Below are 26061 nucleotides of genomic sequence, written 5' to 3'. Positions count from 1 at the left end.
AATTAACCTGATAAATGATGCTTAAAATTAGAAAGAAAGGAATGTTGAGAAAAGTGAGTTTATTGATTTTTACCTTTTCTCTTCTTAGTATTCCGGTTTTTTCCCAAATATATATTCCTGACCAGCTTAACCTGCTGGGTACTAATATCCAGATAGAAGAAAGCGCCAAGCCATTAATAGAAAGCAAAATCCATAATCTTACCATCAATCCCACAAGGTTCTACGATTTGCTTACCCGTTGCTATATGTATTTCCCGGCCATGGAAAGGGAACTGGATAATTTAGGAGTTCCCAATGACCTGAAGTACCTTGCAGTTCAGGAAAGTACACTTGATGGAAATGCGGTTTCCAGATCAAATGCGGTGGGTTACTGGCAATTCAAAGCGCCAACTGCAGAAGAGTTTAACCTCCGGGTAGATTATTTGGTAGATGAAAGGAAAAATATCATTTCCTCTACCAGGGCTGCTGGTTCCTATATTAAGAAAAGCCAAAAATACCTGGGTAACTGGATATATGCTTTATTGAGTTTTCATTCCGGGCTGACTGGGACCAAAAACTATCTTGCGGAAAATAAGATCAACCCAACTCGGGTAGTATTGAATAAGAATAGCCATTTTTACCTTTTGCATTTTGTGGCAAATTATCTGGCATTCAGTTCTCAAATCAACGATACGCATATCTCCAGACCTCCACTTTATCTTTTGGAATATGTGGGAGGAACAAATAATACACTGATGGAAATCGCTAATTTTACTTTTAGTGATGCTTACAGAAACTCTCCCAACTTTAAAGTGGAATTGCAACATTGGTTTGCCAGTATTCAGTCCGTCAATCCCTGGTTAATTGGTGCCAGAATACCCGATGATAAGTATTATTCTGTGATTTTGCCTATCCATCCCACCAGAAAAAATGAGCTTGTAGGAAAGCTAAGCCAATATGCCTACCAGGGAAAAGTGCGTGGGAAAAAGACTTATTTTTACCGGGATAGCATTAAACATGAATATCCATTTATTGTTCCTTTGGAAAAAAGTGGAAAGGGGTATCGTGAAGTGAGGGCGAACGGACTAAAGGCTATTAAGGTGGACGGAAAAGTGAAATTAAAGCAAATTGCTAATAATTGGGGTGTTTCCAAAAAAGATTTGGCAGAATTTAATGATACGCATTTGAAGAAAAGCCTGAAGTCAGGAATTTATTATTTGGAACATAAACCAGATTCTTTGCCGCTTTCCTATCATATTTTTGAAAATGGGGAAACCTTATGGGGGATTTCTCAAAAGTATGGTATTAGCTTAAAGGCACTAAATCAATATAATGGGCTTACTGGAGGGTTAAAACCTGAAGAAGGAGAAAAAATTTGGTTTAATCCCCTGGATTAAGAAAGGGCTTTTGGATGGAAACCTTCTTTAGCCGACACCATTTTGACTTCAACATCATTTACAAGAATTTACAACAAACAGCTTCTTTTAACTTTTTATAAAGAAGCTGTTTTTTTATTGTGCTTTTCAACTTCTATAAAAAATTGCTGAACTTTGTAAAAAGTTACACGATTATTGATAATATATTACACCGGGAATTCATTTTTTCTCCCAATGGAACTTAAACCCACCAACTTGTTTTTTAGTGGTTGGACAAAAATAACAACCTTTTAATTTGCCTTAACTTATTGATATCGAGAGGAAATTACTCAATATTAAAAAAATACCAGGAGTGGAACTCAAGTACTTTCTTTCAAAAATCCAGTCTCTATTATGAGAAATCGATTACTACTACTTATTGGTTTATTACTGCTTTCAGGTGTGGGATTCTCACAGGTATTTACCTCAACATCGGTTTTGGCGGAAGGAGCAATTTATAAAATTGGTATTACCGGGAATGGAATCTATAAGATTGATGCTGCATTTTTAGATAACCTGGGCATAAATGCAGCGACTATTGATCCGGAAAATGTGAAAATCTATGGAAACGGAGGAGGAATGCTGCCTCAAGCTAATGCCAGTTTCCGATATGACGATCTGGTAGAAAATCCTACTTTGAAAAATGGAGGAGGGGATGGCGGTTTTCAAAATGGAGACTATATTTTGTTTTATGCAGAAGGCCCGGATAAAATCCTTTTTGATACGCTGAATGCCCAAATTTCCCATCAAAAAAATATTTATGCCGATACTAATTATTATTTCATTGAAATAGCAGAAACCAAAGCCAAGGGATTAGAGGATATAGTGAACCTGAGTGGAGGAGATATTGAAATAACCTCTTTTGATGATTATGTATACCACGAAGAAGAGACTTATAATATCATTAAGGCTGGGAAAAGATGGTTTGGGGAGAAATTTGATTTTCTGAACGAAATGGAATTTGACTTCCCTCTTGAGGGAGCTTTAAAACCATATCCTGTGCAGGTGGCCTCATCATTGATGTCTACCTCCCCATCAGCCAGTTCTTTTTCCATGGCTTTAAATGGTTTTGAACTTCCGGATGTGAATATTGCTGCAACTGCCGAAACACAATATGGCATAAAAGGAAGAATAAATAATATTTCGGAAGCTATTCCGGGGGATAATTTAAACCTGGATAATGGTTTCAAATTGAAATTGACTTACAATAAAGCTGGTAACTCTGTAAAACATGTAGGGTATCTGGATTATTTAGGAATTAATTACAAAAGGGACTTAAGGTTTTATAATAACCAGGTTCAATTCCGAAGTTTTGAAAGTATTTCCGTTGCAAACTCAACTTTTAGAATAAAAAATACTGGAGAATCCGCTATCGTTTGGGATATTTCCAATCCGGTTAATCCAAAAAATCAACGTTTTTCTCAATCTGGTAATGATGTAATTTTTAGTGTCGAAACGAAAACCCTAAAAGAATTCATCGCTTTTTCCGGGTCAGACTTCCCAAATCCAATCAGTTTGGGCAAAATAAAAAATCAAAATCTCCACGGGTTGTCTTCTCCTAATCTAATTATCATTGCTTTCCCCGTATTTGAACAGGAAGCACAAAGACTGGCCGAATTCAGAAGAAATCATGATGGATTAACCGTAGAAGTGGTTACCCCGCCTCAAATTTACAATGAGTTTTCATCCGGGAAACAGGATATCTCTGCCATTAGAGATTTCATACGGATGCTCTATTTAAGAAATAGTGATCCGGAATCGGGTTTAAGGTATGTTTTACTTTTTGGGGATGGATCTTACGATTACAAGGATAAAATGGAAAAAGAGACAAGCCCTACAAGAAATACCAACTTTATCCCTGTTTATGAATCTGATGAGCCACTGCATCCCATTTACAGTTATTCTTCCGATGATTTTTTTGGATTTATGGATGCGGATGAAGGTGAATGGTCTGAGAATTCCACCGCTGTGATTCACGATTTGGAACTGGGGATAGGGAGGTTGCCAATCGGCCATGTGTCGGAGGCAAAAAATGTGGTGGATAAACTGATTAATTATGCTACAAATGAATTGACTATTGGGGATTGGAAAAAGAAAATAGTTTTTGTAGCAGACGATGGAGATAATAATACGCACCAGATTCACGCAGACCGACTTGCCAGATTAGTGGAAAGTAATTACCAACAGTTTGATGTTAACCGCCTGTTTATTGATGATTATCCACAGGTGACCTCAACTATTAATGGAAAGAGAATATCACCGATTGTGAGAGAGAAAATTGATGAATACTTAGATGAAGGGACTTTGATTGTAAATTATACAGGGCATGGTGCAGAGAATGGCTGGTCTAAAAAAGATATTCTCTTATTGAATCAGATTGTAGAATGGGACAATTTTACCAAAATGCCATTATTCGTCACTGCAACTTGTGAGTTTGGACGGTTTGATAGTCCTTTTACAAAATGCGGAGCTGAGTTCGCTGTGCTAAATCCAAAAGGTGGGGCAATTGGTTTATTAACCACTACGAGGCCGGTTTTTTCCAATACTAATTTTACAGTTAATCAGGCTTTTTTCAATACGGTTTTTGAGCCCTATAATGGTAGAAAGGCGGGTTTAGGGGATATCATAAAAGTTACTAAAAACAATAGTATTAGTGGGGTGAATAATAGAAATTTTACTTTATTAGGTGATCCTTCCATGCAACTTGCCTTTTCCGATGAAGAAGTGGTGGTAAATAAAATTAATGGGGTTGAACTGACCGAAAGTGATACCATTAAAGCCCTTTCAACTGTGACACTTTCCGGGGAAATTAGGAAAAATGATGTATTGTCATCCGATTTTAACGGGACTTTATTTGTAAAAGTACTGGATAAGAAAACGACCAAAACTACGCTGGGAGAATATGGGGCCCATACAAAAATGAATTACCAAACCTTTGAGGATGTGATATTCAGGGGAGAGGCCTCGGTGGTGGATGGTAAATTTGAATTTTCATTTGTAGTCCCAAAAGATATTTCCTATCAGTTTGATTTCGGGAAAGTTAGCTTCTATGCCAGACACGCTACTCAATTGCGGGATGCCTCAGGACACGAAAGTCAATTGGTGATAGGAGGCAGCGAAGCATCCTTTGTTCCGGACAATACGCCCCCGGATATACAGCTTTTCCTTGATAATGAAAACTTTGAGACTGGCGGAAAGGTTAATACAGAAACCGATTTAATTGTAAAATTATTTGATGAAAATGGCATCAATACATCTGGCGTAAGTCCTGGTCATGATATTGAAATGATTTTGGATGGGGAAACCAGGTTTGTTTTGAATAATTATTATCAGGCTGTAATGGATGATTATAAAAACGGAAAGATTAATTTTCCATTAAATAATCTTGAACCAGGGAACCATACACTTTGGTTAAAAGCCTGGGATACACATAATAATTCCTCCGAAAAAGAGATATCATTTTATGTAACTGCTCAAAAAGAGGTAGTGCTAAGTGACGTAAGGAATTATCCAAATCCATTTAAAGAACTCACTGAATTTAGCTTTTCCCACAATAGGGCGGGGGAAGAAATAGATGTAACCATATTTATTTATGACCAAAATGGAAAATTGGTAAAAGAATTGCAGCAGGAAATTCCGTTCGCTTCTGAGAATGTTAATAATATCCAATGGGACCGTTCGGAGGATATTAATGACAATTTAAAAAGTGGAATATATTTTTATAAATTGTATATTTACCTTCCGAAAGATGGGGCTTCTTCCTCAAATGGTGGTAAATTTGTAATTTCAGATTAATTTTTTACACTATTCATTTTATTGTGTATGATATAAATTCTACTTATTACTATTAAGAAAAACTTCTTAAAATCTAATTTAAAATTACTATTATCCTATTTTTAAGGAAAAAAGGAAATTTGTTGGTTTTTCATTGGTAATTAAATGGAAATAGTTGTCATACTACAATAAAAATTACAAATCATGTTGAAGAAATTTAGTTTTTTACTCCTATTATCATCTCTTTTTGCCTCTACATCATTAATCGCCCAAATCGGTAGCAATCAAGTTGGAGGACAGGTAGATGGTAGTAATCCAATTATTACCGCAGTTCCCTTCCTTAATATTGGTCCTGATTCAAGGGGATCAGGTATGGGAGATGTTGGTGTCGCTACTTCGCCAGATGCAAATTCAGCTTTCTGGAATCCCTCAAAATTGGCATTTGTGGAAAAGGACATGGGAGCAGCATTTTCAGTTACTCCGTGGTTAAAACAGATAGTTGGAGATATGAACCTGTACTATCTTTCGGGTTATAAAAAAATAAATGCAAACTCTACATTCTCTGCTTCCATGAGGTATTTCGATCTTGGAAGTATGCAGTTTACAGATATCAACAGAAACATTATTGCGGATTTCAATCCAAGAGAGTTTTCTTTTGATGCAACTTATGCCATGAAGCTTTCTCAGAAATTTGGTATGGGTGTGACAATGAGATATATCTACTCTAACCTTTCAGGTAACTTTAGTAATGGTCAGTCGAATACTGATGCAAAACCGGCCAACTCCCTTGCTGCTGACATTTCTGGTTTTTATACTACAGATTTAGTGATTAAAGGGTACGATTCTAAATTATCTTTTGGTGCAAATATTTCCAACATCGGTCCAAAAATCACTTACACAAGTGACAATAATAAAGACTTTATTCCAACCAATTTAAGAATAGGAACTGCTTTAACCACTGAATTTGATCCATACAACAAGTTGACTTTTGCTTTTGATGTAAATAAACTTTTGGTGCCAACTCCTCCAATTTATGGAGAAGATGAAGATGGAAACCCCGTGGTTGTTAAAGGGAAAGATTCCTCTGATAAAGGAATGTTGGCTGGTATGTTTATTTCATTTGCCGATGCTCCGGGAGGTGCCAAAGAAGAATTTCAGGAGCTAATGTTTGGTACTGGTTTGGAATACTGGTATAATGATTTGGTTGCTGTAAGAGGAGGATATTTCCACGAAGCTAGAACAAAAGGTAACAGACAGTATTTCACTGTTGGTGTGGGATTAAGATATCAGGTTTTTGGAATTGATTTCTCTTATTTGATTTCCAAGCAACAAAATCACCCTCTTACCGATACAATGAGATTTACCTTATCTTTCAACATGGATAGTAAAAAAGAAGAAGCAAAATTGTAACAGGCTAACTGTTTTTGAATAAATTTTTGTTGTCCTGAAATATTTGGCTAATTTTCGAAAATGGCCTCATATTTCAGGATAATTTTTTTTAAAGAAAACCATTTGGGACTTCCCCTTTTCCCAGATTAGGTTTTTCTTCATTTTTGAAGTAAAATAGCAGGAATTTTTTAACCCGGGATAATCCTTTTGTGCGGATGCTAGATAGAAAACAACCACCATCATTTTCTCCTATTCAGGATTTTAAATTAATTAAAGCAAAATCATATCAGCTTGATAACCAGGCGAAAATACATGTGGTGAATGCTGGCAGACAGCCTGTAATTAATATGCAAATTTACTTTAAGGCAGGTCGCTGGCATGAGCATATAAAAGGCACTTCCTTTCTGACTGCCAAAATGATTCCGGAAGGTAGTTTACTTCATTCGTCAAAGCAGATTAGTCAGAAATTTGATGGATTGGGTGCTTTTTTGGAAGTATCCTCGGGCTATGATTTGGTTGGAGTTGAGGTTTACTGCCTGAATCAGCATTTGGAAAAATTGCTCCCTCTTGTAAATGAACTCATTACTACTGCGACCTTTCCTGAAGTGGAGTTTAAGGGTCTGAAAGATCGGTTTATTCAGCAACTCAGTATCAACTTGCAAAAGAACAACTATGTAGCCAGCGCGAAGTTGAAAGAAACGATATTTGGCAAAGATCATCCTTATGGCTATGCCACTGATATTGAATTGATGGAAAAAGTCCAGCATGCTGAAGTAAAATCACTTTTTGATGAAAAAATAAGTGGCTGCCCATTCGAAATTTTTCTTTCCGGCCAGGTTGAAGAGGCTCATATTAAGCAGGTGAATAAAGAATTGGGGAAAATACCTATTATCAAACCCCTGGGAAAGCCAAGTTTGCCCGAGGATCCTTTAACGGATGAATTTAATTATTATGAAGAGAAGCCTGAATCTGTTCAGACTTCAATTCGTATTGGCAAAAAGCTATTCCCTAAAAAACATGAGGATGCTTTGAAATTTGAGGTTTTAAATGAAGTATTAGGAGGATATTTTGGATCGCGTCTGATGAAAAATATCAGAGAGGAAAAAGGCCTTACTTATGGCATCCATTCCAATATGGTTTTCCTACACAATGGGAGTTATTTTGTTATTGGGACGGATGTGAAAAAAGACAAAAAAGATATTGCCCTGGAAGAAATTTATAAAGAAATAAATATTTTATGCACCCAGGCGGTTCCTGAGGAGGAATTAAATTTAGTGAAAAACTATTTGGCGGGAAGTCATATTAAATCAATTAATACCCCATTTTCCATTTCTGAGCACAATAAAACGCTTTATTTTAGTAAACTCCCTGAGAATTACTATGATAATTACATTAAAAAAATAAATGATGTAAGTGCAGAAGATATTATGGAAATGGCAAACAAATACCTGAAATCAGATTTGTATGAAATTCTTGTAGGATAAGTTTTCCTGCCTTTGGTGAGATTTGCGCTGAAACTTTTTTTAGTGACTGCTGTATTCCTATCCTGCCGGTAATTTGGAATTTACCAATCATTTTATGATCGTTGCACCCTGTTTTACATGTAGCATGGCCAATTGAAAATTTGTTGATTTTCAGGGGACCTGATTTGAAAAACCATTGCAAATGAAAAAATTTGGACTAATAGGATTTCCACTATCCCATTCTTTCTCAAAGAAATATTTTACCGAGAAATTTGAAAATGAGAAAATAGAAGGATGTGTTTATGAACTTTATGAAATACCAGAAGTGGATAAGCTACCTCAAATTTTATTACAAAATCCTGAGCTTAAAGGAATTAACGTAACCATTCCCTATAAAAAAGATGTTTTAAAGTTTTTGGATGAAATTGACCATTCGGCCAGGAAAATCGGGGCGGTAAATGTGCTGAAAGTTGGTGAATTTGGAAAAATTAAGGGCTTTAATTCAGATTATTATGGCTTTATGGAATCCCTTAAAAAATTTATTGGTTATTCAGAAAATATCAAAATAAAGGCACTAATTTTAGGGTATGGAGGAGCTTCTCTGGCTGTGAAAACGGTTTTAGAAGATTTAAACATTGATTTTGCTTATGTTTCCCGTTCGGCTGAAAAAGTGCGTGAAAAGGAACAGGTCAATTGCTATACTTATGATGATTTGAAAACCGGAGTTTTCAAGGATTATAAATTAATTATAAATACCACTCCTTTGGGAATGAGCCCAAATCTGGATGCTTCTCCTGATATTCCATATCAGGAATTGAACAGTGAGTATTTCCTTTATGATCTGGTTTATAATCCGGAAGAGACTGTTTTTATGAAAAAAGGCAAGGAAAAAGGAGCCAATGTGAAAAATGGTCTGGAAATGTTGGTATTACAAGCCGAAAAATCATGGGAAATCTGGAATAGTTAAATCAAAAAAGTATTTTAGTAGTAAATATTGAGATGCATTAAAATCACATTTAAGAACTTCTTCAATAAGTATTTGGAAGGCAATAATTATTTCATATTTTGCTACCAAAATCATTGGCAGATAAAATAATTCTCAATTAAAATAGTCTGAGGACTTAAATAATTTGTGCCGTGGAATATACCCATTATATATATGACGATATTTTAATGATTTCTGTGAAAGGGGACCTGTTGGGGGGAAGTGATGAAATGGATCTTTTAAAATTGGTAGAAAATTATTCATCCATGGAAATAACCAACTGTATTCTGGATATAGAAGGGGTGAAACATATGAACAGTACAGGTCTGAGCTATTTAATCAGAATGCATAATAAATTTAACGAAATCGAAGGAAATTTTGTAATTGCCCACCCTTCTTACCATGTTCAAAAATTATTTTCCATTACTAAATTAAAATTGATTTGTAATATTGCAGAATCAAAGGAATTGGCATTCGAGTTTATACATTCAAAAAATAAAAAGGATTAGTGTAAGCGGGCGCTTCAATGGAGTAAATTTCAGGCTTTCATCGCCAATTCCAAATCGGATTTACGGATAAATTTATACGCCCTATACACCAGTAAAAAATTAGGATAGATGGATATTTTATTAGGATTACAGTGGGGAGATGAAGGGAAAGGGAAAATAGTTGATTACCTGGCACCAAAATATGATGTTGTAGCCCGTTTTCAGGGAGGACCAAATGCAGGCCATACCCTGGAATTTGAAGGAAGAAAACATGTACTTCATCAAATACCTTCGGGAATTTACCATGAATCAATTACCAATATTATCGGAAATGGGGTGGTACTGGATCCCGTAATCCTGAAAAGAGAGATTCTTGAAATTGAAAAATATGGCCATCAGGTCAATAAAAACCTATTTATTTCAAAAAAAGCGCATATCATTTTACCCACACACAGACTTCTGGATGCGGCTTTGGAAAAACAGAAAGGGGATAAAAAAATTGGTTCTACCTTAAAAGGGATTGGTCCGGTTTATCAGGATAAAATTGGCAGATTGGGATTGAGAATGGGTGATATCCTTGACTCAAATTTCAAAGAAAAGTATCAGGGGCTGGTAGATAACCATAAAGCAATTCTGAAAAGACTGGAGTTTGATTATGATTTAGAGCCATTGGAAAAAGACTTTTTTGAAGCCATTGAGTTTGCCAGAGGATTAAATATTGTAGATAGCGAAGCTTTTATCAATAAGGCGGTAAAGGAGAATAAGAAAATTGTTGCGGAAGGTGCGCAGGGATCACTTTTGGATGTGGATTTCGGTTCTTATCCATTTGTGACAAGCTCAAACACTACCAGTGCCGGTGCATGTTCAGGTTTGGGTATTGCCCCAAACAAAATCAAGGAAGTATTTGGGATTTTTAAAGCCTATTGTACAAGAGTAGGCTCAGGCCCGTTTCCTACCGAACTATTTGACGAAACAGGAGAAAAGCTAAGAAAAGAAGGACATGAGTTTGGTGCCACTACTGGTAGACCAAGAAGATGTGGATGGATAGATTTACCAGCATTGAAATATGCCATTATGGTAAATGGCGTAACACAGTTATTCATGATGAAAGCCGATGTATTGAATTCTTTTGAGGAAATTCAGGCCTGTACGCATTATGAAATGCCTGATGGCAGCCAAACCGATGATTTTCCTTATGACCTGGATAAATCGGGTGTAAAACCAGTTTTAAAGTCTTTTAAAGGCTGGGGAGAACTTCCAAAGGAATTGAGTGAGGAAAATCTTCCTGAAGCTTTAAAAACGTATATTAAATTTTTGGAAGAAGAGCTTGAAGTTCCTATTAAAATCATCTCATTTGGTCCGGATAGAAGTGAAACGCTTTTGAGATAATTGTTATAAATTAATATAAAAATGAACCCTGGTTTTTAATTAATCAGGGTTTTTTGTTTTTTTATTGAAATTTGTAAAGAGGCTAATGGTTTAAATTTTTTAGCACCCAAAACAAAAAAATTCTTTGCAGGTTCTTCTCTTCAGAGAAATCCTGAATTATGGCACAGTGCTATATTGGATGTAGGGTCGCAAAAATGAAGACTCTGCTGAGAATTACTTTTTCTGGATTATAGGATCCACGAAGTGTTACCATCAGGAAAATTATTTAAGCTCATGCGAAAAAAAGGTCTACCCGTTACTTTCATAATTCTGGCTGTAATTATAGCTTATCTACTGTACAACCAAACAGGTGGGCCCGGAAACCTGGAGGAAGCCATTTCCAACTTAAAGCAGGATTCAACTTTCGTAAAAATTGATTCCATTGTGGAAAAAGCCATCCCCCAAAAAAGGATTGAAGATACGAAAGATTCCCTTATTGAGGATTCCGAACCAGAAATTGTTGTGGTTGATTCTATCCCTGTAATTGAGGAGGATTCAGTTGTGGAGGAAATTCCTGTGCCTAAATTTTACCGGATTGATGTATTAAAAAAAGACTCCCAATTGATGGTGAAGTTAAATGGTGAACCAACCGATAGCCTGATTACTCAACTGAAGAACAGATTACCTGACATTCCTGTAGTATTGAAAGTTGCCGGAAATGTAACTTATGCTGAAGGGAAAGTGATAAAAGATCAGCTGGAGCAGGAAGGTATTAAGTTTCAGGAGATTGATTGATATCATTAATGATATCATTAAAACCTGATCTTAATTCCCGGACCCACCAGGTAAAACCATTTCTGATCACCCATTAAAAAACCTCCGCCTACATGCAGGGGAAAATTTAATTTACTGTCTTCTCTTTTGATTGGATACACTGAGCCCAGCACTACCAGGGCCAGATCTCTGTCGGCATCATCATTGAAATTAAAAGAATTGATAGCCAGAAAGCCCGCACCAATTCTATATGGTTTTAACTGGGCTATGCTTTTGGGTTTGTAGAATTTAAACTGCGCAATAGCTGCTATACTAATACCACTAAATGACCCAATATCTTTTTCCCCGGCTTTTTGGATTAATAGACCTGCAGGAAAGGAAATGTCAATATCGAAACTGGCTTTTCTTGCCAGAATAAGTTCGAATTTTTGTACATATCCCTGTTCGCTGTATTTGTCTTTTCTGTGTTGGATGGTCAGTTCAATTTTAGACCATTCATAAAGTTCATGGGTTTTCCTCCTGATGTGATTATTGAGGGTAATATTTTCCCGGTTGCAATCATTTTTGGAATAAAAAGGAAACCGATAAGAATTTTCGGTTGGGCAAATCACTACATCATTTATAGTTTTCAAATCAATGAGTTCCCGCCTGTTTCCCGTCACCTGAATGTCTATAGTGAGGTATTGCTTACCGTTGAGTTTTTCCGTCTGGTCGAGTAAGGAAGCATCAAAAGAAATAATTACATCCTGAATGTTTTTATTATACAAAACCGGACCATCGAAATCGGTAATAGGTTTGGCTCCTTCACCGTAATTTACCTTCACAAAATTCAATGGCATGGGCTTTTGGAATTCCTTTACCAGTAAGGAGAAATCCGTTTGTTCTCCATGATCTGTGAGGAAAATACGCCTTTTAGAGATGGTAATAGGAATGGAAAGGGTAAAAACCTGTCTGCGCTCATTGCTCTGAGCCGAATCCGTTAACAGTTTGTAGAGGCCTGCAAAACGCAAATTGGCTTTATCGAGGGCGACTCCTTCAACTCTCACATCTACCAATTCTCCCGGGTAAATACTGAGGTTATCAGTCCATTCTTCTCCACTTCGCAAAATACTTACTTTGGTGATTTTAGTTTTATGGCCAATTCTAAAATTGGTAATAAACTGCGCTTCATCCCCATCTTTTATATAAAGATATCCATCCCCAATTCTATGATAAGCGTAAACCCTGAGCCAGCAAAGTACCCTGTTATTACTCAGGGAGCTTCTGGTGAAAATTTCGGCTACCAGTGCACCGCCAGGTTCTTCCTGAGCCTCAATTCGGTAGGTTTTCCCCAGTTTGAGCTTGGGATTATTTTCAATCTGAATTTCTATTCCGGTTTGCTGAGTATTTTCATCCAGAATGATATCATTTTTGTCGAGTTCCAGAAATGTTAATCTACTTTCTTTGATGGTAAATTCTCTATTGATTACGGGCAATTCATAAGTGGGCTTCCCATCCTCATCAAGAAATGGTTTTAAGACGCGAATTTTTAAGTTTAGCCTCTTTTTCCCTATTTCATTTGGAATAACATGGAGCATGAGTTTGCCTCCCCTTTGGGATAACCAGTAATTGATGTCCTCACCTTCGGTAATAATGGCCTTGGTATTGATATTCTGGATGTTATTGGTAAGTAGTTCAAAAGTTTTTACCTCTCCAACAAACAATTCCTCTCCCTGCGGAATAAAAGTAACAGCTGTCTGCGTAAATGGGAAAAGATTAATTCTCTGATAATATTCTTCTCCTTCTTCATTAAAAACTTTGAAAGTGAAGTTGAGGTAATTACTTTGTGAAAGGTTATTGAATTTAATTTTAAAGGTGTAATACTGATCATTAAAATTAATTAAAGAATCAACTACATTATAATCGTTTGAATTGACGAGCTCCAGTCTTGCTACATTATTTACCGAATACAAATACAATTTTACCTCTACCACTTCATCTCCTTCAGAATATTCAAAAGCGAGGTATTTATCTCCATTGTAGGAGATGAGATCATTCCCCAGGGAATACCTTTTCTCCCCAATTTTCATGACTAGCTCACTAATCACGGGTTTTTCATCGTTGCCTTGAGCAAAAAGCTGTGCAAAACCTACAAGGTAAAGCAAGGTGCATAATGAAATTATAATATTTCTGTAAAATCGTAAGATCAGCATAGTTAAGGTGCTCAAAAAATCACCTCAATTTTACGGGCAATTTCCCAAATAAACTAAGAGGCTGTTTAAAATTTTGATTAAGGATAAAAGGTAGTGAATACTTTTAAACAAAAATTTGTTCCCGGAACAACAAAAAATGTGAGCAGGTTATCTGATTATCAATAAATAAGACTTTTTACCTATTTAATTGTTTTAGAAATTGTTGTTAAAACAATTAAATTTGTCATGCATAAAACCTATACCAATAAAATTACCAACACATGAAGCATTTATTAAATAAGTTTGAGCATACCCCGCCAGAAATTGTATTCGAATGGCACGATAGAGAAACTGAAGCCAAAGGCTGGGTAGTGATCAATTCATTAAGAGGAGGAGCTGCAGGAGGAGGTACCAGGATGCGTCCGGGACTGGATAAACGAGAAGTGGAATCTTTGGCTAAAACCATGGAAGTGAAATTTACCGTTTCGGGTCCGGCTATTGGAGGCGCAAAATCCGGGATTGATTTCGATCCTAAAGATCCCAGAAGAAAAGGGGTTTTGGAAAGATGGTACAAAGCAGTAATTCCCTTACTCAAAAATTATTATGGAACAGGTGGGGATATGAATGTGGATGAAATAGAAGATGTCATTCCGATAACTGAAGATTATGGCTTATGGCACCCACAGGAGGGAATTGTCCATGGGCATTTTAATGCATCTTTACCAAGGCAGATCCACATGATTGGCCGGTTGCGTATGGGCGTTTCCAAAATTTTGGAAGATAGAGCCTTCGTTCCCGATACCGGTAAAAAATATACGGTAGCCGATATGATTACGGGTTATGGCGTAGCCGAATCGGTGAAACATTATTATAATTTATGGGGTGGAAATATTTCCGAAAAAAGTGCTATTATCCAGGGATGGGGAAATGTGGGGGCCGCTGCGGCTTTATATCTGGCTAATTATGGGGTGAAAATAGTGGGCATTATCGATAAAGATCAGGGTCTGATTAATCCGGAAGGTTTTGATTTAAGTGCGGTAAAAAAACTTTTTCACCATAAGGAGGGAAATTCCCTGATTTCAAAGGAAGCTATTCCATTTGAGGAAGTCAATGCAAAGATTTGGGACATACCTGCAGACATTTTTATTCCTGCTGCAGCTTCCAGACTGGTAACGCAGGATCAGGCCCAAAGAATGATCAAAAATGGTTTGGAAGTGATTTCCTGTGGGGCCAATGTTCCCTTTAAAGACAAAGAAATATTCTTCGGACCCATCGCAGAGTTTGTGGATAATAATGTTTCCCTTATTCCCGATTTCATTGCCAATTGTGGAATGGCCAGGGTTTTTGCTTTTCTTATGGAAGCCGATGATGAGTTACAAGTAACTGATGAAGCCATTTTTGAGGACGTTTCCCAAACCATAAAATCTGCCTTAAAGAAAAGCCATGAAGTCAATTCAACAAAAACACAAATCAGTAAATATTCGCTGGAGCTGGCTTTAAAGCAATTGGTGAAGTAAAATTCAGGTTTACGAGAAAAGAAGGGTACAAATTTCAGGGTTTGTACCCTTTTTATTTGGCCATCAAAAATACACCTGAATTGAAAAAAATAGGATGCAGGAAATAATAAATGTCTTCAATGGCGCAGAATACCTCAGATGTTATTATCTTAAAGGAAATGCTATTTATTGATTTCAAAGTAGATTAATGTCAACACCTGTGCTAATCAATGAACTTATTTTTTGGACTATATTCATCTTTCTGAATGGCATCCATTATTTAATTAATTATATTTTTAATATCCATAACAGCTCCTTTTGGCCATTTATTTCCGATTACAAATCCATTAGGCAATTAGGAATTTCTTTTAGTGTCAATCAGGATATCTTTCGCTATGTGGTGGAAATTTCCCTATTCCTTATTTTATCCAGAATGATTGATCTTTCCATCCTGTCTGTCCCCTTCATTATTTTTTATTTTTTGATACTCCTCTTTAATCTGTATCAATATTCTTTCCGGAAGATTTACGAATATGAACCTAATTTCTATAATGATTCCAAACTGATAAAATCGGGAATAGCCATTGTGTGGCATGAGTCGAAGTGGAAGGTGATTTTTTATGGTGTTTTGGCTATTTTGGGAATTATTGGGTTTTCCTTTGGAATAATCACTTACCTGGAGTTTGCACAAAAAACTCCTCCCAATTTCCTGTTTTACGTCTTTTTAAGCTTTTGGGCCTTTCCGCTATTTAGAGTAGTTCAGAAGAAAAGGTTTTACATCAATTACCCTATTGACCTCTATTTAAGGTATCATTTTGCTACAATTGAGATCATTGAGAATATGAAGCGGAGCCTGGTAAACAGGAAAATTTACAAGAAAAAAATAGGGAAAGAATTCTATGAAAAACGTAAAGTTATTGATTTTGATTTACAGGAAAATCCCCCTAATATCCACTTTATTTTTATAGAGTCTTATGGCGCCTATTTTTTTAAAGAAGCAACACTTGCCTTAAAATCTCATGAAAAATTTAATAATTTTAGTGATGGCTTAAAGGAGAAAGGATGGCAATCCCGATCCAACTTTAGTGTTTCCCCAACTACAGGTGGGCAATCCTGGCTCACTTATTCTTCCTTTCTTTTTGGGTTGAAAATGGGTAGCAATACCTATTTTGAAAATTATTTAACTGATCCCTATTTTAATAAAAGCAATAGTTTACTTAGAATCCTTAAAAATCTGGGGTACAAGAATTATAATTTAAACCCGATAAATCCAATCAAGGGAATTAATGTGCCTTATGATGAAATGAAGGATTTTTACAGTATTGACAAATGGATATTGAATGACATTTTAAATTATAAAGGGGATGTTTTTGGGTTTGGGGAATGTCCTCCTGACCAATATGCCATGAATTACACCATGGAATTGATAAAAAAGGAAAAACAGGAGCCTTATACTTTTTTCTATCTCACTAAAAATTCCCATACCCCATTTATTAGCCCGAAAATGGTAGAGGACTGGAGGAGCCTGAACCATTCCAACGGTTCTACTCATATACACAGGGGGTTTCTAAAAGCACCTGAAAAAGAGGATTACTTTGATTCCATTTGTTATCAGTTTGAAAATATAGGGAGGTTTATTCTGGATCATGGACAGGACAATGATATTTTTTATTTAATTGGAGATCACCAGCCTCCAGTGTTGAGTGAACCGGAAAAGTATGGATTTTTTACTCCCACTCATGTGATTTCTAAAAATTCAGATTTTCTGAAAGAATTTGAATCCTTTGGCTTTCAGGAAGATATAGGTAAATGCGAAAATACTGTAAAGCATGAAGGCATTTATTCCATATTTCTGCGGGCATTTATGAAAAATTACGGGAAAAATTTTGACCAACTTCCGGACTATGAACCAGATGGATTACAAATTTGAGCAATTTAACAGAAGGTGGGCTCTGACCAATTCATTAATTAATATTTCAGGATTAATCTTAACCTTATTCCTTCAAAATGTTTGGTTATGGCAGGCTGGAATATTCATTTCGTTTATGCTTTTCTTAAGGAAAATGCCATCTTTTTTAAAGCCTATGCCTTTGCTTTTGGGATATGCCAATTGGGTGAGTATTATCCGACTGTTGATGGTATTCGTGTTATTTGTTTTTTATACAGCATTAAATGATTTCCTCCTTTTCAGCTTGTTTTTGATAGCCATCATTTTTGATGGATTGGATGGATTCCTGGCAAGGAAATTTAACCATGTCAGTAAGGCTGGGGGAATATTAGACATGGAAACTGATGCCTTATTGGTTTTAATATTGTCTTGGGTTCATGTAGAACAGCAGCGGGTGGAGTGGTGGATTTTGATTCCCGGAGGACTGCGTTATGCTTATGAGATACTTTTTTTCTGGAAATCCAATTGGAAAGCGGAATTGTTACCCAAAATTGTGAGAGCTACGATTGCAGTTTCTTTTTTTCTAACCTTGTTAATTCCATTTATTACCACTGCAACACCTTATATTTTCCTGCTTTACATTTCCGGGATACTCATTATATTATCCTTTTCTATTTCTATTATTCACCAAATTAATTTCAAAAAACTTTGAAGGTTTTTATCCATATCCCAAAAACTGCCGGAACGACTATGATAGACATTCTTTCCAGGCAGATTTATTTCAAGAAATTTAGGAGGGTAAATCCTACCAGGAATACTCATCCAAAAGAATTTCTGTCTAAGGTAGAGGGCTTGCTGGATAAGGAGCTTTTAGCACAAGAAAATTTTGAAATAATTGGTGGACACTTTGGGTTTAAAGCCCATCCTGAATTAAGTAATCCGGAAGACCATTTTACGATTCTGAGAGATCCGGTGGAAAGGGTAATTTCAGAGTATTATTTCATGAAATACAAAGGAATGTATTACCAGGATTTGATTGAAGGGGAAAATCTCAGTTTATTGGATTACCTCCATCATCCTGAAACAACTTACCTCAATAATTTACAAACACGGTTAATTTCTGGTGAAAAATATGAGACCGGTGAGCTGGTTACGCAGGAAATGTATGAAAAAGCGCTCAGCCATCTGGAAGCTTTTAAGGCAATCGGAATTACCGAAAATATGAAAGATAGCATTGCCTTATTTTACCAGAAATTCGGGTGGAAAAGGATTCCATATTACCTGACTTCCAATTCGAATGAGCAAAAAACACACCGCACTGAAATCCCGGAAAGTACGATAAAAGCCATTGAAGAAAGGGAAAAATTCGATATACAGTTATATCAGCAGGCGCTGGAGATTTTCCAAAAAGAAGTAGATAAACAACAATCCAAACTTAAAATTATAAAAAAACAAATGGGCAATCAGGGAATAACTTATAAAATTTACTTGAAAATTCTAAGCAAAATTATGCATTCCAGATTAGTCTGAAAAGCAGCCACCTTTAGTAATCCAAAATTTCCAATACATCACCATAATTATCAATAAAATGATTGTTGACTTTCGGTGTGAAATAATCCTTCCATTGTCCGGGGCTGGCATTTCTCACGTGTTTGGATTTAGAGTTTGGTTTTAAGGCATGTTTTTTAGCCAGCCAGATTCCGGCCATTTGTTCAATTTTTGGAACTTCTAAAAATTTCAATAGCTGTTCGAAAACCTGTCCTTCATTTCCCAGAATTTCTTCATATTTAAATAATTTAATCCTTTCATCATTAGGCCAATTTCGCATAGAATCCAACTGAAATTTCCTGAATTCTATTTCTGCGATTAGCCCATCTTCCAGGCTGAGATTTTGTAAATATTCTGAAAAGGAAGTTTGTGAAGGGAAATTTTCCGGCACATTCCCATTAATAGGGGACCAGTATTTTAAGGTAGGTCCTTTAAACCTGAACCAGGGTTCTGCCCCACGTTTATGGTAAAAATATCCGGATACAATTAAATCCCTGGGGTCGCGAACGAATCTTGTTATTCGGAAATCTTCATTTTCAGGTAATTTGCTGAGATCTATGGCAAAGCCATTGGTAGAGAGGAGTTTATAGTTTTTTAAATTATTATAAAACACTCCTTCAATACTTTCAAAATGCCTGTATTTTTCCGGGAAAACCCGCAAGGGATTGTACAAACCACTCATTACCTTTATAAAATACATCGTCAGGCATTTGTGGTAAGAAGCATGGATTCTAATCAATTTCCTTTTCTGATTTAAGGGTGGAGTTTTGGCTATTTTTTAATTCAGTAATATTCACTTCTATCTTTTTCACAGAATGCAACAAATCCGCCAGTACAGGATTCATCATGGCGTTATTTCTCATTTCCTCCTTTCTAAAACCAAGCTTAGTATCAAGATAACCTATAAAAATCAGTGCCGCCATATAAAGTACAAAAATAATGGGAATAAGAATGAGCTTATAATCATTGATATAATTCTTGATTGCCGGATTATCAATAGAATTAATTAAGACGATATTTAAAATGAAAAAATTGATATATCCAAGGTACATTTTAGCCCTGTCGAAGTAAATTTTTATGGCAATTAATCTTTTCTTTGAAGCGTCTGATTTAATCATGATTATCAAATTTTTTGGTGGCGATTATCGCAATATAAGAGGCCTGTTGCTTATGGTAAAGCAATTCCAGCAACAAACCTCCTAAATAAATATCCAGATTAAGTCGAAATTTACCAAATGCAAAAAACCTTATATTTCTAACCCAAAAGAGCATAAATATTAGTTTACTGAAAGGTCGCTGAATCACCTGACTTGTGAGGTCATAAGTTACCACTTCAAATGCCTTATTTTCTTCCAGCAATGCAATCATTTCCTTTAGGGAAACAAATCCATTGGCATTCCAAAGCTGCTTTTGTTTGGTGGCAATGGGAGAAGGAATTTCAAGAAAATCATCTATAATAATAAATTTACCATTTTGTGAAATGGCATCCGCCAGATTTTCCATAGTATGCTTAATCTGTTCACTATGTTTCAGTGATTCGATCGCAATGATTTTATTAAATTTAGTTTTTAAGGGCGCATCAAAGCTGGTTTCCCGGAACTCAACCTCTCCCTTTAAATTTTCTTTTGCTCTCCATGAATTTGCAAATTCAATCTCTTTTTTACTTATAGAAATACCTTTCCCTTTCACACATTTTTCTTTGGCTAGCCTAAAAAGCGTATTTCCCGTGCCACATCCAGCATCCAGCACAAATTCCCCTTTCCGAAATTCAAGTTTTTCCATTAGCCAGTCCACCAAATCATATCCATTATTCTTCCCCGGAAATTTCAGCTTTTTGTGGATAGGATAGTATTTCGTTTGTTTGACAGCTTCAAATTCAAACAGCTGGTCGTAAAGCTGAGAAAGTCTTTTCATGGTTTTCTCAGGTAAAAAATAAATTCATAAGCCAGATTAAGATTGAAAGGAAATTTTCTGATTTTTCCGGGATCAATTTTCGCCCAGGGAAAAAATGCTTTGATGAATTTATAGTAAGGCCAATGGTCCGGGTAAACGCTTTCAATCTGAAACCCGGTCTTAAGAAACAAGGCACTCCAGTTCTCTAAATTAAGTGCATCCTGATGTCCTTTTTTATTGTAAAGGTTCATTGGCTTTAATAAATATTTCCAGGTGAAATTTTCAGCATTTCTCACCATAAAACAAACTTTAGCCCCACTTTTTGCTACTCTGAACTGCTCGGCAAGTGCCTTTTCTCTGTGAAGCATTCTTTCCAAAGAGCCAATGCAGGTAATAGAATCAAAAGTATCATCATTGAAAGGTAAATTTTCCGCATTTCCTTCCTGCACCAGTGCATTTGGGCAAAAGCTTTTACACTGTTTTATAGCCTCTGTTGAAAGGTCAATGCCATAAGTTTGCACATCATATTTCTCTAAAGCTTTTAGCATGAGCCCGGGCCCGCAAGCTACATCCAGATGTTTGGAACCAGGTTTAGGTTTCAGAAGCGTGGCAAAAATATGATAAGCACTTACAGGCCTGAGATATTTAAAACCCTTTTTGCTGTAAGTTTGATCAAACCAGTTTTTTACTTCTAATTGTGAATCCGCTATCATAAATATCTTGGAGTTTTATTCAGGTATTTGATATAATCAGGTCCAAACTTTTCAGCCAGGAATTTTTCCTCAATCAGAATTTTGAAATGGATATTGAGCAGGTAAAAAATGAAACCAATCCACAAATACCATATGTTAAAAAATAGTACTAAACCCAGAATCGTGAAATGCATCCCCAGGCTAATTGGGTTTCTGCTAAACTTAAAAATGGCAGAAGTCTTCAGGGATTCTGCAGAATTCTTTCTTAGCGAATAACTGCCTAGTAATGAAATATATCTGCCGGTTATTGAAATGATCAGACCTGTAACCTGGCGCATCCCAATAGATTGAAAATCTTGTCCGAAAATATTGATTACCGCAATACCCAAAGGGGCGAGATAAAACAGTAAGTTTAGGCTAAAAACTAAAACTAATCCTGTCTTTTTCAGCAAATTGCTTTGCTCAGAAGCTGTGATCAGAGCACCAGTAGATGCCTCACTGGGGATAGGCCAAACGAGGAAATCCAAAAAAAAGCTGAGATATATGAAAATTATAATTATCAATTGGATAGCATATAGTTTAAATAATTCTTACCAGCATTTTCCCAGGAAAATTTTTCCAATGAATTAGAATTGAACCTGAAAGGAATTTTTCCCTCAAGGATGTTCATCAATTCCTCCTTCATTATTGAAATTTTATAGGGTGGAATTAGTATCCCGTTTTCCTTATTAATCAGTTCTTTTGCTCCACCAGTATCAAAAGCCAACACAGGAATTTTTGCGTGTATGGCTTCACAGAAAACCATTCCAAAGCTTTCGGAAATGGAAGTGTGTAACAACAATTTATAGTTTGAAAATGGGATGTTTTTGTGAAATCCTTTGAGGTTTACAAAATGGAATTGACTCAGCTTTTGTGCTAAACCTTTATCCACTTTGTTCCCGTAAATATCAATCTCTATTTCCTCATCCTCACTGAATTGCCGGAATAACTGTAGGGCCATTTTATATTTCCGTTTATCAATATTTCCCACCATCATTACAGCCTTTTTGTTTTGAGAATGGTGGTTTTGTTTAGCGCCATGCTTTTTTTCAAATCCATTATAAACCAATTGCACTTTTGGGGTAAAGTTTAGTATGTACTCATATTTGAATTTTGAAACTGTAAATACCATTCCTGCCTTTTTAAAAATCTGTTGATAAACTGGCGTATAAAAAAATGAAAGCCATTTGCTATTTGTACTTTCCCGGGATAATTCAGGCCAATTGTCATGATAAGTAAAGTAATATGGCACACCGGCCAGCACGAATAAAAAGGAATTATAAAAATCCCCATAAAAGATAGTATTCGGTTTGTGCAGTTTCTTCAATTCAAAAAAAGCCTGAAACCAATAGTGATACTTAATGAATTTAATTTCCTTAAATGGGTGTGTGCCTAATTGTGTTCCCAACACCGTGATATCCTCAAATTCATCCTCTATTCTGTAAAAAATTTCACAGGTGGCTGTAGATCCCCCTGAAAAGTTGTTGCCAAAGTGGGTGGTTAGAATTACCAGATGCGGTTTTTGGTGAAACCCAAATTTGCCATGATCATTCTTCATAAGCAGCTGAGGCCACATGAGACTCAAAAAGCTCCACCTTCAATATCAAATCCTCTCTCAAAGCTGATTTTATTTTTCCGTGGATATATTGTGCTAAATATTCAGTGGTGGTTAAAATCCCCCTGAATTGAGGAAGTTCGTCCAGGTTTTGGTAGGCCATTTCCTGAAGAACATCCTTTAGGATATCAGTGGCCTCACCGATGTCAATCACCACATTTTGTTCATTGAGCGATGGACTTTTAAAGCTTGCTTCCACCACGTAAGTAGCCCCATGCATATTTTGTGCTGGTCCGAAATACGGATCCGGAAGTGAATGGGCAATCATGACATGATCTTTTACAGTTATTGAAAACATAGTCAATTTGTTTTTTGGTTAATATTTAATGACAATTCCCGTCCCCTTGATTTTCCCCATTCTCAATTGATGGAAAAAGTCTGGTGATTGGGAAAATGGTATTTCGCTATCAATTAAAAAATCTGGTTTTAGTGCTTTTAAAAGTTTAAATACCAGATGTTTTCTGGAAGAATAATCCCATTGTCCAAGTTTCCTTTTGGGAATTTGGCTTACCTGTGAAGAAATAATTTGTTTTCTGCCATAATGGAAATCAGTTCCAAGACTGATTTGTATTTCTCTGGTTCCATACCAACTCATCTCTATGACTTTCCCTTCCTGCCTGGTGAGTTCCAATGCTTTCTGCAACACTTTTTGCTGACCTGTGGTATTGAATACTACCTCAAAATTTCCCTCATCAATATCGGAAAGGACCTGAAATCCTAGTTGTTTTGCCAAATTCCTTCTTCCCTCATCCGTTTCAATTACCGTTAATTCAACACCGGGAATATTTTTGGCCACAAGTGCTGTTAAAGCCCCAATAGTCCCAAATCCAAATACCAGTATATTATCCCCTATTTCCACATCAGCATCCCAAATGGCATTTACAGCAGTCTCCATATTGCTGGCCAGGCAGGCTGTTTGAAGCGCAATGTCACCGGGAATGGGAAAAACATCTGAGGGCTTTACACTAACCAGATCCTGATGTGGATGCATTAAATGGACGAATTTATTTTTAAGCTGGTCAGGACCTTCAATTACTTTCCCCACCAGGGAATATCCATAAGTGAAATCTTCCTGAAAATCTCCCAGCATATAGGGAACCTTCATCTTCCCTGCCAATTTGCTATCCAGCAACTGGGTGATAATTGTTTTTTCGGTCCCAAGGCTGATTAGGGAATATTTCGATTCTATGAGCACTTCTCCTTCATCATGCAAGAGTTTGCTTTCCTCCAGCCAGGATTGATTGATATTATGCCATAGTGCTTTGATGATCTGCATATTTTATCCCAAATTACCCATAAACATGATTTCACTGCCCATTGCAATGAATTTTGACTGTTTAAATTGGATGGCTTCATCCATTTGTATGATCCCGGAAAAAGCAAAGGAGTTTGTACCAGACCCAATGATTTTAGGAGAGATATGTAATTGAATTTGGTCAAGTGCCTCCTGTTTTAAGAAGTTGGAAGTGGTAAAGGATCCGCCTTCAATATAAACCGAATTAATCCCTTTTTCCCACAAGCTTTTTAAAATCTGGGAAGCGCTATAAACCACATTTTTTTTCAATGAAATTTTCTCATAGCAAGGGTTAAGTTCAAAATGATTTTGACAAAACATGATGGTATTGTCATCAACAGCCTGGTAATCGTCAATGGCTAAATCATCTCCACCGATAATAACTTTTACCGGATTTTTACCTTTCACAAGCCTTACATTCAACCTTGGATTATCCTGATTTAAGGTTTTTGATCCGATTAGAATAGCATCACATAAAGCACGCATTCGGTGGGCATGGATTAAATTTTCTTCATTTCCTATCCATTTACTGTCTCCCGAATGTGAGGCAATCCTTCCATCCAGGGTTTGGGCAAAATGGGAAATGGCATAACATTTTTTGTTTTTAGCAGCATAAAAGGGCAGAAGGGCATATGGAAGATACAGCCGAAGCATTTCCAGCTCTTTCTCACTAAAATGAAAATTGGATTTTACCTCAATCTCCAGTGGAATGCTGGAGGAAAGAACTGTCAGGTTTTTGGTGCTTCGTAAAGAATCAGAAAAATCAATTACAAGGGAAGATTCTTCCTGAACCTGATCGAATTCAACTTCTATTTGATCGGATAATTTTGCCGATAAAAAATGGAAATCAGATGTTTCCATTTGAATCTTTGACTTTAGAATAAGTAAAAGTTCCCAAATCATAGGTTTTAGTTTTCAAGTGAGAATTGTAGCTTGTTTGAAAGTATTCGGGTGGATTAGTGGGATGTTTAACAAAATAGCTAATTGATTTTATTAAATCAACTTTGAAACACCCATTTCAGATTATTTTAGATATACTGAGGAAATGACCCATTTCATTTTGCTTAGTTTCCAGGTAATCATAATTTTCTGATCTGGGTTTGATTTCAATTGGGATTCTGTCCACCAGTTGAATTTCGGCCTCTTCAAAAGCATTTATTTTTTCTGGATTATTGGTCAGTAATCTGATCTTCTTCACCTCCAAATCTTTTAATATTTCAATGGCCTGATCATAGTTTCGGGAATCTGCATGAAAACCCAACTCTAAATTGGCTTCACGCGTGTTTTTCCCTTCTTCCTGAAGGTTGTAAGCCAGAAGTTTATTAACCAGACCAATCCCCCTCCCTTCCTGACGCAAATACAAAATTACGCCACCATTTTGCTGGATCCACTTCAGTGCAAAGTCTAATTGTTCGCCACAATCACATTTGGCCGAACCGAAGACATCACCTGTCATACATTCGGAGTGAATTCTTACATCCACTGTTTCCTTTTTGAGGTAATCTTCTGTATAAAGGGCAAGATGTGGAAAGGCTTCATATTCGCTTTGATAGGCTTTTAATTTAAAGTGGCCAAATTTGGTGGGCAGGTTGGTTTCTACTAAGGCTCTTGACAATGAATTCATAAATTTGAATGATTCTTTAATCTATATATTAGTGTACATTAAAATAAAACCTCAATTGGTCTCAACTGTTTGTAAACTATTTGTTTGTTGGGCTACAATGGTGCTTGTTTTTTTTAATAATCACTAAAAAAGGAGGTATACAAAAAGTCAACAATAACTGTTTTTC

General features: G+C 36.2%; 23 protein-coding genes. 12 read left to right on the top strand and 11 right to left on the bottom strand.

Features of this window, described 5'->3' with window-relative positions; genetic code table 11:
- Window positions 1-14 precede the first annotated feature (14 nt).
- From A3EM_RS0103330 to A3EM_RS0103285, 8 genes are all read left to right on the top strand, one after another.
- A complete protein-coding gene (locus A3EM_RS0103330; RefSeq protein ID WP_020526749.1) occupies window positions 15-1376 on the top strand; it encodes a LysM peptidoglycan-binding domain-containing protein in 1362 nt (453 codons plus the stop codon).
- Between the two features lie 372 nt (window positions 1377-1748).
- Complete coding sequence (gene porU / locus A3EM_RS41385; RefSeq protein ID WP_020526748.1) at window positions 1749-5189, top strand: type IX secretion system sortase PorU; 3441 nt, start codon at window positions 1749-1751, stop codon at window positions 5187-5189.
- Between the two features lie 183 nt (window positions 5190-5372).
- Complete coding sequence (gene porV, locus A3EM_RS0103320; RefSeq protein ID WP_020526747.1) at window positions 5373-6578, top strand: type IX secretion system outer membrane channel protein PorV; 1206 nt, start codon at window positions 5373-5375, stop codon at window positions 6576-6578.
- A gap of 194 nt (window positions 6579-6772) precedes the next feature.
- Window positions 6773-8041, top strand: a complete 1269-nt coding sequence (locus A3EM_RS0103310) for a M16 family metallopeptidase (RefSeq protein ID WP_020526745.1) — start codon at window positions 6773-6775, stop codon at window positions 8039-8041.
- A 181-nt stretch (window positions 8042-8222) separates the two neighbouring features.
- Window positions 8223-8987, top strand: coding sequence for a shikimate dehydrogenase family protein (locus A3EM_RS0103305; RefSeq protein WP_020526744.1), 765 nt, complete (start codon window positions 8223-8225; stop codon window positions 8985-8987).
- Window positions 8988-9157: 170 nt separating this feature from the next.
- Complete coding sequence (locus A3EM_RS0103295; RefSeq protein WP_063745000.1) at window positions 9158-9514, top strand: STAS domain-containing protein; 357 nt, start codon at window positions 9158-9160, stop codon at window positions 9512-9514.
- Between the two features lie 108 nt (window positions 9515-9622).
- A complete protein-coding gene (locus tag A3EM_RS0103290) occupies window positions 9623-10882 on the top strand; it encodes an adenylosuccinate synthase (protein WP_020526742.1) in 1260 nt (419 codons plus the stop codon).
- A 273-nt stretch (window positions 10883-11155) separates the two neighbouring features.
- Entirely contained in the window at window positions 11156-11656 is a 501-nt protein-coding gene (locus tag A3EM_RS0103285) for a hypothetical protein (RefSeq protein WP_020526741.1), read from the top strand.
- 17 nt (window positions 11657-11673) lie between these two features.
- On the opposite strand, the gene A3EM_RS0103280 is transcribed toward A3EM_RS0103285, so the two are convergent.
- Entirely contained in the window at window positions 11674-13827 is a 2154-nt protein-coding gene (locus tag A3EM_RS0103280; RefSeq protein ID WP_157637717.1) for a hypothetical protein, read from the bottom strand.
- 260 nt (window positions 13828-14087) lie between these two features.
- Between A3EM_RS0103280 and A3EM_RS0103275 the strand changes: the two genes are divergently transcribed.
- The 4 genes from A3EM_RS0103275 (at window position 14088) to A3EM_RS0103260 (ending at window position 18720) form a co-directional block, all read left to right on the top strand.
- Window positions 14088-15323 (top strand): Glu/Leu/Phe/Val dehydrogenase dimerization domain-containing protein, encoded by a 1236-nt coding sequence (locus tag A3EM_RS0103275; RefSeq protein WP_020526739.1) that lies wholly within the window; start codon window positions 14088-14090, stop codon window positions 15321-15323.
- A 187-nt stretch (window positions 15324-15510) separates the two neighbouring features.
- Complete coding sequence (locus A3EM_RS0103270) at window positions 15511-17232, top strand: alkaline phosphatase family protein (protein ID WP_020526738.1); 1722 nt, start codon at window positions 15511-15513, stop codon at window positions 17230-17232.
- A complete protein-coding gene (locus A3EM_RS0103265) occupies window positions 17216-17902 on the top strand; it encodes a CDP-alcohol phosphatidyltransferase family protein (RefSeq protein WP_020526737.1) in 687 nt (228 codons plus the stop codon). Before A3EM_RS0103270 ends, A3EM_RS0103265 begins: the two co-directional genes overlap by 17 nt.
- Complete coding sequence (locus A3EM_RS0103260; RefSeq protein ID WP_020526736.1) at window positions 17899-18720, top strand: sulfotransferase family 2 domain-containing protein; 822 nt, start codon at window positions 17899-17901, stop codon at window positions 18718-18720. The genes A3EM_RS0103265 and A3EM_RS0103260 overlap by 4 nt, the downstream gene beginning before the upstream one ends.
- A gap of 13 nt (window positions 18721-18733) precedes the next feature.
- Here the strand turns inward: A3EM_RS0103260 and A3EM_RS0103255 are convergent, their stop codons facing one another.
- The 10 genes from A3EM_RS0103255 to ribA form a co-directional block, all read right to left on the bottom strand.
- Window positions 18734-19477 carry a sulfotransferase domain-containing protein gene (locus A3EM_RS0103255; protein WP_157637716.1) on the bottom strand — a complete coding sequence of 248 codons (744 nt, stop codon included), beginning with the start codon at window positions 19475-19477 and terminating at the stop codon, window positions 18734-18736.
- Window positions 19470-19856: a hypothetical protein gene (locus A3EM_RS0103250; protein ID WP_020526734.1), complete on the bottom strand. Its 387-nt coding sequence runs from the start codon at window positions 19854-19856 to the stop codon at window positions 19470-19472. Before A3EM_RS0103250 ends, A3EM_RS0103255 begins: the two co-directional genes overlap by 8 nt.
- The gene (locus A3EM_RS0103245) at window positions 19849-20652 is read right to left on the bottom strand and encodes an SAM-dependent methyltransferase (RefSeq protein WP_020526733.1); all 804 of its coding nucleotides are present in this window, start codon (window positions 20650-20652) and stop codon (window positions 19849-19851) included. The genes A3EM_RS0103250 and A3EM_RS0103245 overlap by 8 nt, the downstream gene beginning before the upstream one ends.
- A complete protein-coding gene (locus A3EM_RS45475) occupies window positions 20649-21344 on the bottom strand; it encodes a class I SAM-dependent methyltransferase (protein ID WP_020526732.1) in 696 nt (231 codons plus the stop codon). Before A3EM_RS45475 ends, A3EM_RS0103245 begins: the two co-directional genes overlap by 4 nt.
- Window positions 21341-21850, bottom strand: a complete 510-nt coding sequence (locus A3EM_RS0103235) for a methyltransferase family protein (RefSeq protein ID WP_044237080.1) — start codon at window positions 21848-21850, stop codon at window positions 21341-21343. The genes A3EM_RS45475 and A3EM_RS0103235 overlap by 4 nt, the downstream gene beginning before the upstream one ends.
- Before the next feature lie 32 nt (window positions 21851-21882).
- The gene (locus A3EM_RS0103230; RefSeq protein ID WP_020526730.1) at window positions 21883-22920 is read right to left on the bottom strand and encodes a glycosyltransferase; all 1038 of its coding nucleotides are present in this window, start codon (window positions 22918-22920) and stop codon (window positions 21883-21885) included.
- Window positions 22910-23275 (bottom strand): 6-pyruvoyl trahydropterin synthase family protein, encoded by a 366-nt coding sequence (locus A3EM_RS0103225; protein ID WP_020526729.1) that lies wholly within the window; start codon window positions 23273-23275, stop codon window positions 22910-22912. The genes A3EM_RS0103230 and A3EM_RS0103225 overlap by 11 nt, the downstream gene beginning before the upstream one ends.
- Window positions 23276-23293: 18 nt before the next feature.
- Complete coding sequence (locus tag A3EM_RS0103220) at window positions 23294-24253, bottom strand: zinc-dependent alcohol dehydrogenase (protein WP_020526728.1); 960 nt, start codon at window positions 24251-24253, stop codon at window positions 23294-23296.
- Window positions 24254-24256: 3 nt separating this feature from the next.
- Window positions 24257-25132 (bottom strand): RibD family protein, encoded by an 876-nt coding sequence (locus A3EM_RS0103215; RefSeq protein WP_020526727.1) that lies wholly within the window; start codon window positions 25130-25132, stop codon window positions 24257-24259.
- A 157-nt stretch (window positions 25133-25289) separates the two neighbouring features.
- Window positions 25290-25895, bottom strand: a complete 606-nt coding sequence (gene ribA, locus A3EM_RS0103210) for a GTP cyclohydrolase II (protein WP_020526726.1) — start codon at window positions 25893-25895, stop codon at window positions 25290-25292.
- Window positions 25896-26061 lie beyond the last annotated feature (166 nt).

The organism is Flexithrix dorotheae DSM 6795, from assembly GCF_000379765.1.
GTDB lineage: Bacteria > Bacteroidota > Bacteroidia > Cytophagales > Flammeovirgaceae > Flexithrix > Flexithrix dorotheae.
This window is presented reverse-complemented; position numbering and strand designations above follow the sequence as displayed.

Excerpts from the sequence above, each read along its gene's own strand:
- A3EM_RS0103330 (WP_020526749.1), top strand. The coding sequence starts at position 15 with ATGATGCTTAAAATTAGAAAGAAAGGAATGTTGAGAAAAGTGAGTTTA.
- porU (WP_020526748.1), top strand. The coding sequence starts at position 1,749 with ATGAGAAATCGATTACTACTACTTATTGGTTTATTACTGCTTTCAGGT.
- porV (WP_020526747.1), top strand. The coding sequence starts at position 5,373 with ATGTTGAAGAAATTTAGTTTTTTACTCCTATTATCATCTCTTTTTGCC.
- A3EM_RS0103310 (WP_020526745.1), top strand. The coding sequence starts at position 6,773 with ATGCTAGATAGAAAACAACCACCATCATTTTCTCCTATTCAGGATTTT.
- A3EM_RS0103305 (WP_020526744.1), top strand. The coding sequence starts at position 8,223 with ATGAAAAAATTTGGACTAATAGGATTTCCACTATCCCATTCTTTCTCA.
- A3EM_RS0103290 (WP_020526742.1), top strand. The coding sequence starts at position 9,623 with ATGGATATTTTATTAGGATTACAGTGGGGAGATGAAGGGAAAGGGAAA.
- A3EM_RS0103285 (WP_020526741.1), top strand. The coding sequence starts at position 11,156 with ATGCGAAAAAAAGGTCTACCCGTTACTTTCATAATTCTGGCTGTAATT.
- A3EM_RS0103280 (WP_157637717.1), bottom strand. The coding sequence starts at position 13,827 with ATGCTGATCTTACGATTTTACAGAAATATTATAATTTCATTATGCACC.
- A3EM_RS0103275 (WP_020526739.1), top strand. The coding sequence starts at position 14,088 with ATGAAGCATTTATTAAATAAGTTTGAGCATACCCCGCCAGAAATTGTA.
- A3EM_RS0103270 (WP_020526738.1), top strand. The coding sequence starts at position 15,511 with ATGTCAACACCTGTGCTAATCAATGAACTTATTTTTTGGACTATATTC.
- A3EM_RS0103265 (WP_020526737.1), top strand. The coding sequence starts at position 17,216 with ATGGATTACAAATTTGAGCAATTTAACAGAAGGTGGGCTCTGACCAAT.
- A3EM_RS0103250 (WP_020526734.1), bottom strand. The coding sequence starts at position 19,856 with ATGATTAAATCAGACGCTTCAAAGAAAAGATTAATTGCCATAAAAATT.
- A3EM_RS0103245 (WP_020526733.1), bottom strand. The coding sequence starts at position 20,652 with ATGAAAAGACTTTCTCAGCTTTACGACCAGCTGTTTGAATTTGAAGCT.
- A3EM_RS45475 (WP_020526732.1), bottom strand. The coding sequence starts at position 21,344 with ATGATAGCGGATTCACAATTAGAAGTAAAAAACTGGTTTGATCAAACT.
- A3EM_RS0103230 (WP_020526730.1), bottom strand. The coding sequence starts at position 22,920 with ATGAAGAATGATCATGGCAAATTTGGGTTTCACCAAAAACCGCATCTG.
- A3EM_RS0103225 (WP_020526729.1), bottom strand. The coding sequence starts at position 23,275 with ATGTTTTCAATAACTGTAAAAGATCATGTCATGATTGCCCATTCACTT.
- A3EM_RS0103220 (WP_020526728.1), bottom strand. The coding sequence starts at position 24,253 with ATGCAGATCATCAAAGCACTATGGCATAATATCAATCAATCCTGGCTG.
- A3EM_RS0103215 (WP_020526727.1), bottom strand. The coding sequence starts at position 25,132 with ATGGAAACATCTGATTTCCATTTTTTATCGGCAAAATTATCCGATCAA.
- ribA (WP_020526726.1), bottom strand. The coding sequence starts at position 25,895 with ATGAATTCATTGTCAAGAGCCTTAGTAGAAACCAACCTGCCCACCAAA.